The 18465-nt window shown below is 56.5% G+C and carries 14 protein-coding genes and 1 pseudogene; 8 read left to right on the top strand and 7 right to left on the bottom strand.

From position 1 onward, the window contains the following. The first annotated feature begins 46 nt into the window (after window positions 1-46). On the top strand, window positions 47-1591 hold the full coding sequence (locus QMN93_RS04170; protein WP_193139811.1) for a peptide MFS transporter: 1545 nt from the start codon (window positions 47-49) through the stop codon (window positions 1589-1591). Between the two features lie 55 nt (window positions 1592-1646). Then, on the top strand, window positions 1647-1868 hold the full coding sequence (locus QMN93_RS04175; protein WP_064673759.1) for a zinc ribbon domain-containing protein: 222 nt from the start codon (window positions 1647-1649) through the stop codon (window positions 1866-1868). On the opposite strand, the gene QMN93_RS04180 is transcribed toward QMN93_RS04175, so the two are convergent. From QMN93_RS04180 to xseA, 3 genes are read right to left on the bottom strand one after another with little or no spacing between them, the layout of a single operon-like run. After that, window positions 1865-2215, bottom strand: a complete 351-nt coding sequence (locus tag QMN93_RS04180) for a protealysin inhibitor emfourin (RefSeq protein WP_006811517.1) — start codon at window positions 2213-2215, stop codon at window positions 1865-1867. The genes QMN93_RS04175 and QMN93_RS04180 overlap by 4 nt on opposite strands. After that, window positions 2216-3235 (bottom strand): M4 family metallopeptidase, encoded by a 1020-nt coding sequence (locus QMN93_RS04185; protein ID WP_048978850.1) that lies wholly within the window; start codon window positions 3233-3235, stop codon window positions 2216-2218. A gap of 58 nt (window positions 3236-3293) precedes the next feature. Next, the gene (gene xseA, locus QMN93_RS04190; RefSeq protein WP_069303172.1) at window positions 3294-4667 is read right to left on the bottom strand and encodes an exodeoxyribonuclease VII large subunit; all 1374 of its coding nucleotides are present in this window, start codon (window positions 4665-4667) and stop codon (window positions 3294-3296) included. Window positions 4668-4825: 158 nt separating this feature from the next. Here xseA and guaB point away from each other — a divergent pair, with 158 nt between their 5' ends. Then, on the top strand, window positions 4826-6292 hold the full coding sequence (guaB, locus tag QMN93_RS04195; RefSeq protein WP_023333022.1) for an IMP dehydrogenase: 1467 nt from the start codon (window positions 4826-4828) through the stop codon (window positions 6290-6292). A 67-nt stretch (window positions 6293-6359) separates the two neighbouring features. Beyond that, window positions 6360-7937, top strand: coding sequence for a glutamine-hydrolyzing GMP synthase (gene guaA, locus QMN93_RS04200; RefSeq protein ID WP_033146195.1), 1578 nt, complete (start codon window positions 6360-6362; stop codon window positions 7935-7937). Between the two features lie 117 nt (window positions 7938-8054). Here guaA and QMN93_RS04205 read toward each other — a convergent pair whose 3' ends face one another. The 4 genes and pseudogenes from QMN93_RS04205 to QMN93_RS04220 all read right to left on the bottom strand — a co-directional run bounded on the left by QMN93_RS04205 (window position 8055) and on the right by QMN93_RS04220 (window position 12465). After that, entirely contained in the window at window positions 8055-8963 is a 909-nt protein-coding gene (locus QMN93_RS04205) for a hypothetical protein (RefSeq protein ID WP_182383877.1), read from the bottom strand. 184 nt (window positions 8964-9147) lie between these two features. Then, a pseudogene (locus QMN93_RS04210) lies at window positions 9148-9421 on the bottom strand (transposase); the annotation flags it as partial. Window positions 9422-9513: 92 nt separating this feature from the next. Further along, entirely contained in the window at window positions 9514-11064 is a 1551-nt protein-coding gene (locus QMN93_RS04215) for a hypothetical protein (RefSeq protein ID WP_226852665.1), read from the bottom strand. A gap of 570 nt (window positions 11065-11634) precedes the next feature. After that, window positions 11635-12465: a MurR/RpiR family transcriptional regulator gene (locus QMN93_RS04220; protein ID WP_064673756.1), complete on the bottom strand. Its 831-nt coding sequence runs from the start codon at window positions 12463-12465 to the stop codon at window positions 11635-11637. Between the two features lie 292 nt (window positions 12466-12757). Here QMN93_RS04220 and QMN93_RS04225 point away from each other — a divergent pair, with 292 nt between their 5' ends. The 4 genes from QMN93_RS04225 (at window position 12758) to QMN93_RS04240 (ending at window position 18449) form a co-directional block, all read left to right on the top strand. Beyond that, on the top strand, window positions 12758-14263 hold the full coding sequence (locus QMN93_RS04225) for a CoA-acylating methylmalonate-semialdehyde dehydrogenase (protein ID WP_064673755.1): 1506 nt from the start codon (window positions 12758-12760) through the stop codon (window positions 14261-14263). Between the two features lie 11 nt (window positions 14264-14274). Continuing rightward, window positions 14275-16200: a 3D-(3,5/4)-trihydroxycyclohexane-1,2-dione acylhydrolase (decyclizing) gene (gene iolD, locus QMN93_RS04230; protein WP_193139809.1), complete on the top strand. Its 1926-nt coding sequence runs from the start codon at window positions 14275-14277 to the stop codon at window positions 16198-16200. A gap of 301 nt (window positions 16201-16501) precedes the next feature. Then, window positions 16502-17488 carry an inositol 2-dehydrogenase gene (gene iolG / locus QMN93_RS04235; RefSeq protein ID WP_064673753.1) on the top strand — a complete coding sequence of 329 codons (987 nt, stop codon included), beginning with the start codon at window positions 16502-16504 and terminating at the stop codon, window positions 17486-17488. 31 nt (window positions 17489-17519) lie between these two features. After that, window positions 17520-18449 carry a sugar ABC transporter substrate-binding protein gene (locus QMN93_RS04240; protein WP_023333011.1) on the top strand — a complete coding sequence of 310 codons (930 nt, stop codon included), beginning with the start codon at window positions 17520-17522 and terminating at the stop codon, window positions 18447-18449. Window positions 18450-18465 lie beyond the last annotated feature (16 nt).

Below are 18465 nucleotides of genomic sequence, written 5' to 3' on the forward strand. Positions count from 1 at the left end.
ACCTGCTGGTGTTTACAAGCACGACGACATACCTTTCGGGAGAATTATGCAATCCACTGTTAATCAAAAAGAGAGCCGAACGTTCTTCGGCCATCCGTATCCGCTCGGTTCCCTGTTCTTCACCGAGATGTGGGAGCGCTTCTCGTTTTACGGCATTCGTCCGTTACTGATCCTGTTTATGGCCGCCACCGTCTATGACGGCGGGATGGGCCTGGCGCGTGAAAACGCCTCGGCGATTGTCGGTATCTTTGCCGGTACCATGTACCTGGCCGCGCTGCCGGGTGGGTGGCTGGCCGATAACTGGCTCGGTCAGCAGAGAGCCGTCTGGTACGGTTCAATTCTGATTGCGCTCGGACACCTGTCGATCGCGCTCTCTGCGGTGATGGGGAACAACCTGTTCTTTATCGGCCTGATGTTCATCGTGCTTGGCTCAGGGCTGTTCAAAACCTGTATCTCGGTGATGGTCGGCACCCTGTATAAAAAAGGCGACGCGCGTCGTGACGGCGGTTTCTCGCTGTTCTATATGGGCATCAACATGGGCTCGTTTATCGCGCCGCTGATTTCCGGCTGGCTGATCAAAACCCACGGCTGGCACTGGGGCTTTGGTATAGGCGGTATCGGGATGCTGGTGGCGCTGATTATCTTCCGCGTGTTTGCCGTTCCGGCAATGAAACGCTATGACGGCGAAGTCGGCCTCGACTCTACCTGGAACAGCCCGGTGGTGAAGCGTAACGGCGTGGGCGTTTGGCTGCTGGCGCTGGCGGCTGGCGTGGCAACGATCGTGACGCTGATTGCGCAGGGCGTGATTGTGATTAACCCGGTCGCGGTAGCCAGCGTGCTGGTCTACGTGATTGCGGCGTCCGTAGCCCTCTACTTTATTTATCTGTTTGTCTTTGCGGGGCTGAACCGTAAAGAGCGCGCCAGGCTGTTGGTCTGCTTTATTCTGCTGATTTCAGCGGCGTTCTTCTGGTCCGCGTTTGAGCAGAAACCAACCTCGTTCAACCTGTTTGCCAACGACTACACTAACCGCATGATTGGTGATTTTGAAATCCCGGCGGTATGGTTCCAGTCAATCAACGCCCTGTTCATCATCCTGCTGGCTCCGGTGTTTAGCTGGGCATGGCCGAAGCTCGCGAGCAAAAACATTCGCCCGAGCAGCATCACCAAGTTCGTTATTGGTATTTTGTGCGCGGCGGCGGGCTTTGGCCTGATGATGCTGGCGGCACAGAACGTGCTGAGCAGCGGTGGAGCGGGCGTGTCGCCGTTCTGGCTGGTGGGCAGCATCCTGATGCTGACGCTCGGCGAACTGTGCCTGAGTCCGATTGGCCTGGCGACCATGACGCTGCTTGCGCCGGAAAGAATGCGCGGCCAGATGATGGGGCTGTGGTTCTGCGCCAGCGCGCTGGGTAACCTGGCGGCGGGCCTGATTGGCGGTCACGTGAAGGCCGAACAGCTGGATATGCTGCCGGATCTCTTCGCTCGCTGCTCCATCGCGCTGCTGATTTGTGCCGCGGTACTGATCGTCCTTATTGTTCCGGTGCGCCGCATGCTGGAAAATGCGCAGACTAAACCGGCTGCTAACGCCTCATAAAGCTCGGTCTTGCCGGGGCGGCGTTATGCCCCGGTAAAACCCAACAGGAGAGAATATGTCGATTACCTGCCCGGAATGCCAGGCACCGCTGGAGTCCCAGAACGGGGTAGCGCACTGCGACAGCTGTAATAAAGATATTGCGCTTGAAGCCCGCTGCCCGGAGTGCCATCAGCCGCTCCAGGTATTAAAAGCCTGCGGTGCGGTGGACTATTTCTGCCAGAACGGCCACGGTCTTATCTCTAAAAAACGCGTGGAGTTTGTTCGGGCCGAAGGTTAATCGCAGACGCAGCCTTCGCCTTTCTGCCACAGCTCGACCAGCGACTCGGGGGCTTCCTGCTCGGGCACCAGCACGATGATATCGGCGTAGTGCGCCTGATTTTGCCCGGTCCAGATAATCTGGATGCGGAAATAGCGCTGGTCGCCGCTGCCGGGTGAAGAGGCTTGCCCCGGCGGCTGACCGCGTGGAAAAGCCTGCTCCAGGATGCTCACCAGGCGCTGGCGCTGGGCCTCATTGAGCGAGGAGAGCGCGATGGTGCGCTGTCCGCTCAGCTTGGGAATAAAAGCGACGCCGCCTTCCCGGGCCAGCTCAACCACGGCGTCATCCGTCAGTTCCGGAACCTGCATTTACAACACTCCCACCTGTTCCCAGGCTTGTTTAATGGCCGCACCAGCGTCGCTGCCGGAGCGTTTCTCTCCGTGCGCGATCGTCAGCTTTGCGAAGGCCTCAAAATCCGCATCCTGCGCCAGTTTGCGATCGCAAACCGTGTCGTACCAGGCATAACCCGCTTTTTCCCAGGCGTAGCCGCCGATCGCCGTAGCGGCCAGATAAAATGCCCGGTTGGGGATGCCGGAGTTCAGGTGCACGCCGCCGTTATCCTCGCGCGTTTTAATGAAGTCTTTCATGTGCGCAGGCTGCGGGTCTTTGCCGAGCAGGGGATCGTCATAGGCGGTGCCGGGTTTAGACATTGAGCGCAGCCCTTTGCCGTTAATCCCTTTCGCCAGCAACCCTTCACCAATGAGCCAGTCAGCCTTATCTGCGGTTTGCTTCAGATGGTACTGTTTAACCAGCGAGCCAAACACGTCCGACAGAGACTCGTTCAGCGCGCCCGACTGTTCAAAATAGATAAGCCCGGCTTCGGTCTCGGTCACGCCGTGGCTCAACTCGTGCGCTACCACGTCGATGGCGATGGTAAAGCGGTTAAATATTTCCCCGTCGCCGTCGCCAAATACCATCTGCTGACCGTTCCAGAAGGCGTTCTGATATTCCCGGCCATAGTGAACGGTGCCGGTCAAAATAAGCCCTTTATTATCGAGCGAATCGCGCTGATATTCTTTCCAGAAGAAATCATGGGTAATACCTAAATAATCGTAGGCTTCATCCACCGCCACATCGCCGTTCGATGGCTGGCCTTCGTAACGCACCTGGGTACCCGGCAGCTCCTGGGTATGCTTCGCGTCGTAAATATCGCGCTCCAGCTGTCCGGCTTTATTCACGTGCGGCGCGGCGGGTTTGCCGGGCATGTGGGCCATCAGCGTCTGGACGTGGGTTAAGGTCTGACGGGCACAGCGCTGCTGCGGCTCGGAACCGCTTTCGATAATACGACGAAGAATATAAGGGGGAATAACGCTATGAAGATGGGGCATGCTGCTCTCCTTATTAAAAAAGGGAATAGCAGCAGTATAGTAAGTAACCGGCGAGGAATTATCCGGTTTTACGCTGACGCGTCTTTTTCACCGGTTTAATTGATTTCACTTCGCTTTCTACCCAGCCGTCTGAAAGACGCGTCGTCAGCACATCGCCGGTATTCACCTGTTTGGTCTGCTTCAGCACTTTGCCGTCCGTCGCCGTCGTCACGCTATAGCCGCGCGCCAGCGTGGAGAGGGGGCTGACCGCTTCAAGATGGGTCACCGCATTGCCAAAACGCTCGCGGGTGGTGCTCAGACGCGTCCGGACGCTCTCCGCCAGACGATACTCCAGCTGCTGGATCCGCGTTTGCGCGCGATAAATTTTCGGCTGCGGGTTCTGCTGGTTCAGGCGCTGCGTCACGCGCTGCTGGCGCGAAACCGCGCGCTTAAGCTGACTATCCAGCGCGAAATTCATGCGCTGACGCAGGCGCTCCAGCACGGTCTGCTGACGCGCCAGACGCAGCTGCGGGTGCTGCTGCTGAAGACGATGATGAAGCTGGGTAAAGCGGCGGGTACGGTTGGCAAGGAAGTAGTCCATCGCCATCTCAAGACGCTGCTGGCCGTTCTGAATCTGACGCAGCAGCTCCAGCTGGTTGCGGCTGACCACTTCCGCCGCCGCGGACGGCGTAGGCGCGCGCAGGTCCGCGACAAAATCGGCTATCGTTACGTCAGTTTCGTGGCCGACGGCGCTCACCACGGGGATAAGGCTTGCAAAGATTGCCCGCGCCACGCGCTCGTCGTTAAAGCTCCACAAGTCTTCCAGCGAGCCGCCGCCGCGCCCGACGATTAATACGTCGCACTCCTGACGGGCGTTCGCCAGCTCAATGGCGCGAACTATCTGGCCCGGCGCATCGTCACCCTGAACGGCGGTCGGGTAGATGATGACGGGCAGGGAAGGGTCGCGACGCTTCAGCACGTGCAAAATATCGTGCAGTGCCGCACCGGTTTTCGAGGTGATCACCCCAACGCAGTGGGCAGGGGAGGGCAGTGGTTTTTTATACTGCTGGTCGAACAGCCCCTCGGCAGAGAGCCGGGCTTTTAGCTGTTCATACTTCTGCTGCAGCAGGCCTTCGCCCGCAGGCTGCATGCTCTCGACGATGATCTGATAATCGCCGCGCGGCTCATACAGAGTGATATTGGCGCGAACCAGAACCTGCTGGCCGTGCTGAGGACGAAACGTCACGCGACGGTTGCTGTTGCGGAACATCGCGCAGCGCACCTGGGCGGTGTCGTCTTTTAAGGTAAAGTACCAGTGACCGGAGGACGGCTGCGTGAAGTTAGAGATCTCACCGCTGATCCAGACCTGCCCCATTTCCTGCTCAAGCAGCAAACGCACCGTCTGATTCAGGCGGCTGACGGTATAAATTGAGGGGGCTTGAGAGGATAACATGTGAGCGGGATCAAATTCTAAATCAGCAAGTTATTCAGTCGATAGTAACCTGCTGAGAGGCAATCGCAAGCTTTTTTATAAAAAAGTGTAGATGCAATCGGTTACGCTCTGTATAATGCCACGGCAATATTTAACCACCCAGGTCAGAGATATTGCCCATGCTACGTATCGCTAAAGAAGCACTGACGTTTGACGACGTCCTCCTCGTTCCCGCTCACTCCACTGTTCTGCCGAATACTGCCGATCTCAGCACGCAGTTGACGAAAACCATTCGCCTGAACATTCCTATGCTCTCTGCGGCAATGGACACCGTGACTGAAGCGCGCCTGGCTATCGCCCTGGCACAGGAAGGTGGCATTGGCTTTATTCACAAAAACATGTCTATCGAACGTCAGGCGGAAGAAGTTCGCCGCGTGAAGAAACATGAATCCGGCATCGTGTCTGACCCACAGACCGTTCTGCCAACCACCACGCTGCACGAAGTGAAAGCCCTGACTGAACGTAACGGCTTCGCCGGTTACCCGGTGGTGACCGAAGAGAACGAACTGGTCGGTATCATCACCGGTCGTGACGTGCGTTTCGTGACTGACCTGAACCAGCCTGTCAGCGTGTACATGACGCCAAAAGAGCGTCTGGTCACCGTTCGCGAAGGTGAAACCCGCGACGTGGTGCTGGCAAAAATGCACGAAAAACGCGTTGAAAAAGCGCTGGTTGTTGACAGCAGCTTCCACCTGCGCGGCATGATCACCGTTAAAGATTTCCAGAAAGCAGAACGTAAGCCTAACGCCTGTAAAGACGAGCATGGCCGTCTGCGCGTCGGCGCTGCGGTTGGCGCGGGCGCCGGTAACGAAGAGCGCGTTGACGCGCTGGTTGCTGCGGGCGTTGACGTCCTGCTGATTGACTCCTCTCACGGCCACTCCGAAGGCGTTCTGCAACGTATTCGCGACACCCGTGCCAAATACCCTGATCTGCAGATCATCGGCGGTAACGTGGCCACTGGCGCAGGCGCTCGCGCGCTGGCTGACGCTGGCTGCAGCGCGGTGAAAGTGGGTATCGGCCCTGGCTCTATCTGTACCACACGTATCGTGACCGGCGTGGGCGTTCCGCAGATCACCGCCGTGTCTGACGCGGTTGAAGCGCTGGAAGGCACAGGTATTCCGGTTATCGCTGACGGCGGTATCCGCTTCTCAGGCGACATCGCCAAAGCGATCGCCGCGGGCGCAGCTGCCGTAATGGTAGGCTCCATGCTGGCCGGTACCGAAGAATCCCCGGGTGAAATCGAACTCTACCAGGGCCGTTCTTACAAATCTTACCGCGGTATGGGCTCCCTGGGCGCGATGTCCAAAGGCTCCTCTGACCGTTACTTCCAGACCGATAACGCCGCTGACAAACTGGTGCCGGAAGGTATCGAAGGTCGCGTAGCGTATAAAGGCCGTCTGAAAGAGATCATTCACCAGCAGATGGGCGGCCTGCGCTCCTGTATGGGTCTGACCGGCTGTGGTACCATTGACCTGCTGCGTACTAAAGCGGAATTCGTACGCATCAGCGGTGCGGGTATCCAGGAGAGCCACGTTCACGACGTGACGATCACCAAAGAGTCCCCGAACTACCGTCTGGGCTCCTGATAAGTTTCCGCGCCCGGCTTCTGCCGGGCGCTCTGTTTTTGTTTCACTTGCCTCGGAATTAGCGTCAATGACGGAAAACATTCATAAACATCGCATTCTCATCCTGGACTTCGGTTCTCAGTACACTCAGCTGGTGGCGCGTCGCGTACGTGAACTGGGCGTTTACTGTGAGCTGTGGGCGTGGGATGTCACGGAAGCACAGATTCGCGAATTCAATCCAAGCGGCATCATCCTGTCCGGCGGCCCGGAAAGTACCACCGAAGAGAACAGCCCGCGCGCGCCGCAGTACGTGTTCGAAGCTGGCGTGCCGGTATTCGGCGTTTGCTACGGTATGCAGACCATGGCAATGCAGCTGGGCGGCCACGTAGAAGGCTCTAACGAGCGCGAGTTTGGCTACGCACAGGTAGAAGTCGTCACCGACAGCGCGCTGGTGCGCGGTATCGAAGACTCCCTGACCGCAGACGGCAAACCGCTGCTGGACGTGTGGATGAGCCACGGCGACAAAGTGACCGCCATCCCGTCTGACTTCGTGACCGTTGCCAGCACCGAAAGCTGCCCGTTTGCCATCATGGCGAACGAAGAAAAACGCTTCTACGGCGTGCAGTTCCACCCGGAAGTGACCCACACCCGTCAGGGTATGCGCATGCTGGAGCGCTTCGTGCGTGACATCTGCCAGTGTGAAGCCCTGTGGACCCCGGCAAAAATCATCGACGACGCCGTTGAGCGTATCCGCCAGCAGGTTGGCGATGACAAAGTGATCCTCGGCCTCTCCGGCGGCGTGGACTCCTCCGTGACCGCGATGCTGCTGCACCGCGCCATCGGCAAAAACCTGACCTGCGTCTTCGTGGACAACGGTCTGCTGCGTCTGAACGAAGCCCAGCAGGTCATGGACATGTTCGGCGACCACTTCGGTCTGAACATCATTCACGTGGAAGGCGAGCAGCGCTTCCTGGATGCGCTGAAAGGCGAGAACGATCCGGAAGCCAAACGTAAAATCATCGGCCGCGTGTTTGTGGAAGTATTCGACGAAGAGGCGCTGAAGCTGGAAGACGTGAAGTGGCTGGCGCAGGGCACTATCTACCCTGACGTGATCGAGTCTGCGGCCTCCGCAACCGGTAAAGCACACGTCATCAAATCTCACCACAACGTGGGCGGCCTGCCGAAAGAGATGAAGATGGGCCTGGTTGAACCGCTGCGCGAGCTGTTCAAAGACGAAGTGCGTAAGATCGGTCTGGAACTGGGTCTGCCGTACGACATGCTCTACCGTCACCCGTTCCCGGGTCCGGGTCTGGGCGTGCGCGTGCTGGGCGAAGTGAAGAAAGAGTACTGCGACCTGCTGCGCCGCGCGGACGCTATCTTCATCGAAGAGCTGCACAAAGCTGACCTGTACAACAAAGTGAGCCAGGCCTTCACCGTGTTCCTGCCGGTTCGCTCCGTCGGTGTGATGGGCGATGGCCGTAAGTACGACTGGGTTGTTTCCCTGCGTGCGGTGGAAACCATCGACTTCATGACCGCGCACTGGGCGCACCTGCCGTATGACTTCTTAGGCCGCGTGTCTAACAGAATAATCAATGAAGTCAATGGGATATCGCGAGTTGTATATGACATCAGCGGTAAGCCACCGGCTACGATTGAGTGGGAGTGAGTGGGTGACTTTTTAATTGCCTGACTTGATAAAAGAACACCAATAAATTTTATCTATTGGTGTTCTTTTTAATAATATGAAAGATTTAAATTCCCGTATTAAATTAAGAATACTTTATTATTCATAGTCCCAGCCCCATGAATATAAACATTGTATTGCATGAAGGAGAGCACATAAATGGATACTTTTGGATATTGAGAAATAAACCTTCCCACTTAAAGACTTATCTAAGCCCTCAGGCATGTTTATATAACCTAATGTTCTCAATTGTGTTTTTGTTCTTTTCATTTCAGAGTAAAGTTGTGGGGATTCTCTCAGTTTGAAGTGCTCTTTATTTCCCTGATGGATTAAATCGTCAAGGTAATTAGCACTTATGGAAAGATTGGCTTTTAGATTGTTGTGCAACGTATTGAAGTTAATAATTTCTTTTTGAACGTTGCTCATCAACTCTTTTAGTTTAGATTCATCAAGTCTTGCTTTCATCTCTAGAACCAGATTGCAAAAATAAGTATCATTCACTAAATCCGCCTCTAGATATGCATTTGGTTCTAAATGATACTTTAAATTGATTTCCTCCCTGAAAGAGCAATCTCCAAATATATTTTTAACTGGATTGAGATTATCCTCAATAAAAGATATTTGGTGAAATCTATGTGATATGTTTTCTGCAGTTTGCCAGGCAAGTTGCCCCTGGAATGTACGGAAAACCATTTCTGAACTTTCATGCAGTAAATGTCTTAGATATCTCTCTGCATGTTGATTGGTGTCATATCGGTCGAAATGGTTAACTATTTTTACTAATGTTTCCCCAGCAAGTCTACTTAATTCAAGAAGATCATTTTTATGTTTGTTTTGTGTTTTAATTAGTGCTTTTCTATATGCCAGATGAGATTGAGATAAATGAGAGCGATAATCATTAAAATGATTTCTCTTTGCAAAATCACTTTGCTTTTTTGCATACAGCATACTGAATACCGATACAATTAATGCAGCAAATGATAATATTTCAGTTAATCCAATATTCATTGTATCCATAGCATATCAATTATTTTTCCACGTCCAGTAATTATACTTTGCTGAACATTTATACATCAAGGGAATTGTTCAAAAGACTAGAGTGGTAAAAATCCGCCAGGGATCGTTGTGGGACTGATTGATCTGCCCCTAGTATTAGACACAATCGTCAGTTAGTAGGGGCAGTTTGTTTACCTTAACATTTTCCATTTCGCCACCGTGCTGCAAACTCTGATGGCGTCTGATAATTCAGTATTGAATGTGGACGGCACTCGTTATAATCCCGCTACCAGTCATTAATGATTTCCCATATCGCTGAACCAGCGCTAATTCAGACATTCATCGCGAAATCGTCCGTTAAAGCTCTCAACAAATTCGTTCTGCGTTGGCTTGCCCGGCTGGATTAAGCGCAACTCAACACCACACTCAAAGGCACATTGATCCAGTGCACGGTAAGTGAACTCCTGACCTGCACTCACTACTCCGTAAATGCAATTCACACTCAGAGAAGCAACCAAGATTCCAGACCGTGGACGTCGATAGACACATATTCGGGCTGCCTCTAGCTCAGTCCTGGTGTTGTGGTGCACTGGATGCTTATACCACCACCGCATGGGGACTTGAATATTGCGGGAAGGCCGTTCCAGCCCACCAGGATACCACCAAGATTTGCGCCAGTGGCTCCAGCAACAGTATGTCGTGCGGTCGCTCTGACGTCATCGAAGGAGTTAGGGTCCTTATCAGCCGGAGTGGGTAAATGCCATGCTCCATGATCCCACCCAGCTCCTATATTTAGTGTCGCCGTGTTGAGCGTCGGGTGGCGGACACCTGTTGCCCCGTGTGCATTGTCGTGGCCGAACGAATAGAGCAGGCGGCAGTACTCATTCACACCGCGGAATGGTTTTGGTGCAGCGGCTCCTCCATTAAGGTTTGCTCCATGATGAGGGACTACCACAGCTATAGGGTTTTTAGGCGCTAATGAAGGCTCGATGTGCGTATAGTTGCAGTCGCCAGTTAGAAGCCAGGTTCTACTGGGACTTAGATTTCTGTTCTCCACTACCGCAACAATTCCAGTGTCGTTTCTGCCATTCCCAGTTCCGAGCGCCAATCGGAGTTCAGTCCTCATAGAGAGTGCGACCGTATCAATCCCCCCCGGGGGCGGGTTGTAGATGGAGAGTTTGCCACCTTGGGCAATGATGTCATTTGCAAAGGCAATGTGCAGTGGTCCGACAGTTTGTAGTGGCGCAATCCATGTGCGCAGAAGTGCGGGATAGGTTGGCGGAGTACCGACTCCAGTCGCGTACGCTCCAGCCCAATGATCTGCATCCCAGTGTGACAGTATAATTGGCGGGCAGAGTGTAAAGCAGAAAAGCAGGGGAGTCGGCGTTGTGTGCTTGTTACGATATACCCCAGCACCAAGGTCAAAGTAGAGCGACGGCAGCGGATGACAAGTGATGTCTGAATTCGCATTGAGTAAAGCGTTTGCGTTTCCCTGCCCAACATCGTAGACAGCGAGCATGTCTGCGCGAGTTCCCTTGAGAGTAGCTTGAAGACAAGCTCCCGATATTTTTGGGAAATGCTGCAACGAAAATATTCCTGCCAGAGCATTGGCGTGAACAGGTTTCGGCATTGTTCCCTGAACAAACGCAGAAATTGGCGTGGCGAACAAGCCTGGGTAGATTAGCGCAGGCGTGAACCCTTTACGGTGGGTTGCAGACACCTCGAACTTAAACCATGCGCCCTCTAAAGCCTGCGTACCCTTGTTCGTATTTAGTCCGTCATAGTCAGGCAAGAATGGCAGTTCAAATGGATTTGTTCTGGCATCTAATTCTACTTCAATGCGAAATAGTGGGGCGCTTTCAAAGATGCTCGGAGTTCCGGGTGTTGGGAAGCCTTGGCTCTTCCAAGCCCCAGCTGCTTTTATAGGACTATTGATGTCAAATCGCGGGTCTTGTTTTGCCTGGTCGTTCAGCCACTTGACGTCAATTGCATCAACTGCAATTAGCACAATGTTGGCCGGAGGCCCTGACGTAACGACATGGTCTACCCGCCCAAATACACTTTGTGGCAATTTGACACGGTCGTCAAAGTCCCTTTTGAAATGGCGATTCATGCGCCTCCCTTTTTCAGAATTGTTGAGTCATCGAACAGTGGCTGACATATTATGTTATGTGTGCCGTACGACGTCATTTGATAAATGTAAATGGGCCAAGCTTGTTGCCACGCAATTAGCACAGGGCTGTATCAGGTAAGGTTAGCTTTAATGCACCTCTATTGCGGCAAACGTGAAGTGTACGAACGTCCGGTGACTGTTGCATAGAATGACTTCCAGTAAGCCGACATTCGCAAACGACTCGAATCGCCGCATATCTTCCTTCTGGTGGAACAATCTTAAAAACCGCAATCAGACTGGCCCGGACATTAGGCCTTGAATGCGAGTTCCCGTGGTTGGCGGATGCGTGACACTATGCGTTGACCATAAACCCGATTACACTCCGTTACAATGCTATCCTTGCTGCCATGCATTTCTACAAGGGTATTTTTCATGGTGTTGAGTAGTGTGTGATTACCATTGTGTTGTTTTATAATGTTTTTTTTATTGTTATTGGTAATTGTGTGGGAATAATTACCCGCTGAATTAACACCAAAACCCTCTGCCTGTGCAGGGGGTTTTTTTATTGCCTTACTTCCCCTCTCCCAACCGATACGCCAGCGCCACCACCAGCGACTGCACCAGGCACAGCGTTGCCGACTGGGAGCGAAACGCGTCCACCTGCGCCTCTTTCACCACAAAGCAGAGATCGCTGAACGTCGCCAGGGGGCTTATCTGGCTGTCCGTAATCACGATCTGCCGCGCGCCGACGCTGGCGGCGGTTTCGCTGACCATCACCGTCTCTTCCGCGTACGGCGAGAAGCTGATCGACACCACGATGTCGTGCGCCTTAATGCGGCTAATCTGCTCGCGCAGCATGCCGCCCATCCCGTCGAGCAGGATAGGGCGGCACTCCAGATGGCTCAGGGCGTAGGTGAGGTAGGCCGCGACGCTAAAGGAGCGGCGCAGTCCGGCGATGTAGATGGTGTCGGCGTCGGCCAATAGCTGCACCGCGCGCTCCAGCATTTCCGGCTCGGCGCGGGCGGCCAGCTGCTGCAGCGCCTGCGCGTTCGAGCGGGCGAACTCCTGCAGAATATCGAGCGGCGTTTCCGGCACGGCCTCGCTCTCCATCTCGCGGAACAGCCGGGCGCGGTCGCTGTAGCTGGCTGTCTCCTCCACCAGGTTCATGCGAAACAGCTGTTTCATTTCGTTGAAGCCGGTGAAGTCAAAGGCGTTGGCAAAGCGGATCAGCGTCGAGGGCGGCACGTCGGCGCGCTCGGCAATGACGGCAACCGTGTCAAAGGCCACGCTGTTGGTGTTATCCAGCACGTAGCGGGAGACCTGCTGCAGCCTCTTGCTCAGGCTATCGTAGCGATCGCGGATTTGCTGCTGCAGTTCGTTCAGGCTGGTTGCTGTCGTCATGTTATCCCCCAAATACAGTCTTATGATTCTAAACGCAAAACCGCGTCTTTTAAATGTCGGCCATCCATCTGGCAGCAAAAATGAAACAGAAACTTCAGTCATTTCCTCGCCCGAAATCCCTTAATAGCGCACGCTGCGTCAGTGTTGTTGGCTGTTAACATAAAAATCCATCCTTGATCACAATAATCATCATTTATTTTATTTCAACTTAAAATGGAATATTTGTTTCATATATAGTGTTCAGTACACAGTGTTCAGTTAACAGTCACGTATCAACAGCGAGAGGTTAAGGATGGAGACGGTAGCGAATTTTATTCACGGCGAATGTGTCACCGGTTCAGGCCAGCGCGTTCAGGCGATCTTCAACCCGGCCACCGGCGAGCAGATCCGCCAGGTGGTGATGAGTACGGCGCAGGAAACGGAGCAGGCGATTGCCGCCGCGCAGCAGGCGTTTCCGGCATGGGCGCGCCATGCTCCGCTTAAGCGCGCGCGCGTGATGTTCCGCTTCAAGGCGCTGCTGGAAGAGAATATGGAGCGACTGGCCCGCATCATCAGCGAAGAGCACGGCAAGGTCTTCTCCGACGCGGTGGGCGAACTGACCCGCGGCCTGGAAGTGGTGGAGTTTGCCTGCGGCATCCCACATCTGCAAAAGGGTGAACACTCTGCGAACGTCGGCACGGGCGTCGACAGCCACTCGCTGATGCAGCCGCTCGGCGTCTGTGCCGGGATCACGCCGTTTAACTTCCCGGCGATGGTACCGATGTGGATGTTCCCGATTGCGCTGGCGACCGGCAACACCTTCGTGCTGAAGCCGTCGGAAAAAGATCCTTCTCTCGCGCTGGCGCTGGCGCAGCTGCTGAAAGAGGCCGGCCTGCCGGACGGCGTGTTCAACGTGGTGCAGGGCGATAAGGAGTCCGTTGACGTGCTCCTGACCGACCCGCGCGTGCAGGCGGTGAGCTTTGTCGGCTCCACGCCGATTGCGGAATACATTTACCAGACCGCGTCCGCCCACGGTAAGCGCTGCCAGGCGCTGGGCGGCGCGAAAAACCACTGCATTCTCATGCCGGATGCCGACATGGAGATGGCGACCAACGCCATCATGGGCGCGGCCTACGGCGCGGCGGGCGAACGCTGCATGGCGCTCTCGGTGGTGCTGGCGGTGGGGGATAAAACTGCCGATGACCTCTGCGCCCGGCTGGAGAAACAGATTGCCGCGCTGCGCGTGGGGCCGGGCCTGGACCAGTCGCCGGAAAACGAAATGGGGCCGCTCATCTCCTCCGTGCACCGCAGCAAGGTGCTGGGCTACATCGATAGCGGGGAAGCGCAGGGAGCGAAACTTCGCGTGGACGGTCGCGGCTTCAGCGTGAAGGGGCACGAGCAGGGGTACTTCGTCGGGCCGACGCTGTTCGATAACGTCACCCCGGAGATGACCATCTATAAAGAAGAGATTTTTGGCCCGGTGCTTTCTGTGGTGCGCGTAGCAGATTACGCCAGCGCGGTGGATCTGATTAACCGCCATGAATATGGTAATGGTTCGGCGATCTTCACCCGCGACGGCGGCTGCGCGCGCCGCTTCTGCGAAGAGGTGCAGGCGGGCATGGTGGGGGTCAACGTGCCGATCCCGGTGCCGATGGCGTTCCACAGCTTCGGCGGCTGGAAGCGTTCCATCTTTGGCGCGCTCAACGTTCACGGCAGCGACGGCGTGCGCTTCTACACCCGAATGAAAACTATCACCGCGCGCTGGCCGGAAATGCAGCAGGAGACTGGCGCTGCGTTCTCTATGCCAACGCTGGGCTGACAGGAGGTTTTATGCAAACCGAACGTATGACCATGGCCCAGGCGCTGGTCCGGTTCCTTAATCAACAGTACGTCAGCGTGGACGGCAACGAAACGCCCTTCGTGGAGGGCGTGGCGACCATCTTTGGGCACGGCAACGTGCTCGGTATCGGCCAGGCGCTGGAGCAGGACCCGGGCCATCTGCAGGTAATGCAGGGCTGCAACGAGCAGGGTATCGCCCATATGGCGACGGGATTCGCCAAACAGCACCGCCGTCAGCGCATTTTTGCCGTCACCTCCTCCGTCGGGCCGGGCGCCGCCAATATGGTCACGGCGGCGGCCACCGCCACGGCGAACCGCATCCCGCTCCTGCTGCTGCCGGGCGATATCTACGCCAGCCGCCAGCCGGACCCGGTGCTGCAGCAGATCGAGCAGTATCACGATCTCAGCATCAGCACCAACGACTGCTTCCGTCCGGTCTCCCGCTACTGGGACCGCATCAACCGCCCCGAGCAGCTGATGAGCGCCATGCTAAGCGCGATGCGAACGCTTACTGACCCCGCCAATACCGGCGCGGTGACCATCTGCCTGCCGCAGGACGTGCAGGGAGAGGCCTGGGACTACCCGCTGAGCTTCTTCGCGCGTCGCGTGCATCACATCGAACGCCGTCCGCCCGATCCGCAGCGTCTGGCGCGGGCGCGGGCGCTGATTGCCCGCAAGCGTCGTCCGCTGGTGGTGTGCGGCGGCGGCGTGCGCTATTCCGGCGCGCATGAGGCGTTTCGCGAATTTGTCGAGACGCTGCGGCTGCCGTTTGCCGAAACCCAGGCCGGAAAGGGATCGCTGGTAAGTGACCACCCACTTAACCTGGGCGGCATAGGGGTGACGGGGGGAATGGCCGCCAACCAGCTCGCGCCGCAGGCCGATTTAGTGATTGGCGTCGGCACGCGCCTTACCGACTTTACTACCGGCTCCAAGGCGCTCTTTTCCCATCCGGACGTCGAATTCCTGCTGCTGAACATGGCCGAGTTTGACGCCCTGAAGCTGGACGCCACCGCGCTGATTGCCGATGCCCAAACCGGGCTCCAGGCATTGACCCACGCGCTCGGGGATTATCGCAGCGGCTGGGGAGAGGCGATCGCTCAGGCGAAGGCCGCCTGGCGCGACGAGTGCCGCCGCCTGTGGGATCGCCAGTGGAGTTCTGACGATGCGCCCGAAGTGGCGGGGCACCTGGATGCGCAGCTGGCGGAGTACGGCGAGGCGCTCAACACCCGCCTGACCCAGACGCGGGTGCTGGGGCTGATCAACCAGCATGTTGAAGATAACGCCATCGTGGTGGGCGCGGCCGGTTCGCTGCCAGGGGATTTACAGCGCCTCTGGCAGGTCAAAACGCCGGACAGCTATCACCTGGAGTACGGCTACTCCTGCATGGGCTACGAGATTGCGGCGGCCATCGGCGCGAAGCTCGCCAGACCCGAACTGCCGGTGTACGCCATGGTGGGGGATGGCTCCTACATGATGCTGCACTCCGAGCTGCAAACCGCCGTTCAGGAGGGCATTAAGGTCACCGTTCTGCTGTTTGATAACGCCAGCTTCGGCTGCATTAATAACCTGCAGATGGGGCACGGCATGGGCAGCTTTGGCACCGAAAACCGCCACCGCAACCCGGAAACCGGGCGTCTCGACGGGCCGCTGGTGAAGGTCGACTTTGCGCAAAACGCGGAGAGCTACGGCTGCCGCGCGTGGCGGGTGAACGATGAGCAAAGCCTGCTGGCGGCACTGGAGGCGTCGAGGGCGCATCCCGGCCCGACGCTGCTGGACATCAAGGTATTGCCGAAGACCATGACCCACGACTACGCCTCCTGGTGGCGAACCGGTGATGCGCAGGTGGCGGCGTCGTCTGCCGTGCGTGAGGCCGCTGAGCAAACGCAGGCGCAGGTGAAAAAAGCCCGCCAGTATTGAGTTTTCTCTTCGTAACGAAATTTTCATTTCATTTTCCCCTCCCCCTCACCCTCTCCCCAACGGGGAGAGGGGATAGTTTGGTGCGCGCTTTTCTCCCTCGCCCCATTGGGGAGAGGGCCGGGGTGAGGGGAGTTGCCGCACGTCCACTCATGTTGTGAGATTGATAACAAAATTTATCTCATTCATCTCAAAAGTGTTAACCCGCACTCAAAAACATAATTTTCACTATTTATAAAAATGAAATAAATGTTTTATTTATAGGGTCGTTAGTTCACAGCATTCACCAACACCGGGAGCCGTTATGTTTAACATTGCTTTACTGGGCGCTGGCCGAATCGGCCAGGTACATGCAGCTAACATCGCCAGCCACGGCGCGACCACGCTCTGGTCCGTGGTTGACCCGAATCAGGAATTTGCCACCCGTCTCGCCGCGCAGTATCAGGCCCGCCAGCAGAGCCTGAACGAGGCGATGACCGACCCTAACGTTCACGCCGTGCTGATCGCCTCCGCCACCGACACCCACGCGGATCTGATTGAAATGGCCGCCCGCCACGGCAAGGCCATCTTCTGCGAAAAGCCGGTACACCTTGACCTCGCCCGCGTGCGCGACTGCCTGAAGGTGGTCAATGAGTACGACGTGCCGCTGTTCATCGGCTTTAACCGCCGCTTTGACCCGCAGTTTCGCCGCGTGAAAACCGACGCGCAGGCCGGGCGCATCGGCAAACCGGAATCGCTGCTCATCATCTCCCGCGACCCGTCTCCGCCGCCTGCGGAGTACGTGCGCGTCTCCGGCGGCATGTTCCGCGATATGACCATTCATGACTTTGACATGGCCCGCTTCATCATGGGCGAAGAGCCGGTGTCGGTGTATGCCCAGGGCAGCAACCTGGTGGATCCGGCGATTGGCGAGGCGGGGGATATTGATACCGCGTTTATCGTTCTGAAATATGCCTCCGGCGCGATGGCGACCATCGTCAACAGCCGCCGTTCATCTTACGGCTACGACCAGCGCCTGGAGTTGCACGGCTCCGAAGGGCTGCTGTGCGCGGGCAACATTCTGGAAAACCAGGTGCAGCACTACGGCAAACAGGGCTGCACCAGCGCGCTGCCGGAACACTTCTTCCTGCAGCGCTACAAATCCGCTTACGCCGCGGAATGGGAACACTTTGTTGCGGTCCTGCGCGGCGAAGCGGTGCCTGACTGCAGCGGCGATGATGGTGAACGTGCGCTGTACCTTGCGGATAAAGCGCTGGAGTCACTGCGCAGCCAGCGCGAGATCGTCCTCTAAACACAACAACCCTACACAGAGAGACATAATAATGAAAAAACTGATCGTAGCCGCCCTCATCGCCATGACGTCCGGGGCCGCCCTCGCCGAAAACGAGCAAATTGTTTTCAGTACGCCAAACCTGGCCATGCCGTTTGAAGTTCACATGCAGCGCACGGCGGTGAAAGCCGCAAAAGAGATGGGCGTGAAGCTTCAGGTGCTGGACGGACAGGGCAGCTCGCCGAAGCAGGTAGCTGACCTGGAAAACGCCATCACCCGCGGGGCGCAGGGATTTATCGTCTCCCCGAACGACGTCAACGCGGTCTCCAGCGCGGTGGATGAGATTCAGGATGCGAAGCTGCCGATCGTCACCCTCGACCGCTCCGTCGACAGCCAGAAGAAAGTGCCGCACTTTGGCGCCAACAACTACAAGGGCGGCCAGGCGGTTGGCGACTTCGTCAAAACCAAATTCCCCAACGGCGCGGACATCATTCTCCTCACCGGCCAGCCGGGCTCCTCTTCCAACATTGAACGCACCAAAGGGATCCGCGACAGCCTGAAGGCGGGCGGGGATAAGTACAAGATCGTCGCCGATCAGACCGGCAACTGGATGCGTTCTGAAGGAATGCGCATCGTAGAAAGCGTTCTGCCTTCGCTGCCGAAACGTCCGCAGGTGATCCTCTCCGCCAACGACGATATGGCGCTGGGCGCGATTGAAGCGCTGCAGAGCCAGGGCGTGAAGCCGGGCGAAATCCTCGTGACCGGGTTTGATGCGGTGCCGGAAGCGCTGGCCCGCGTGCGCGACGGCTGGCTGGCGGTAACGGCGGATCAGCGTCCGGGCTTTGCGGTACAGACGGCGATGAGCCAGCTGGTGGCCAACGTGCGCGAGAAGAAAGCCATCACCGGGGCCGACTACCCGCCGACGCTGATCACCAAAGAGAACCTGCAGCAGGCTGAGCGTATCGGTGAGGCCGGTAACTAATATGTCCCGAGCCGCC

The organism is Enterobacter sp. R-1.6.2, assembly GCF_035064085.1.
Taxonomy (GTDB): domain Bacteria; phylum Pseudomonadota; class Gammaproteobacteria; order Enterobacterales; family Enterobacteriaceae; genus Enterobacter; species Enterobacter asburiae_B.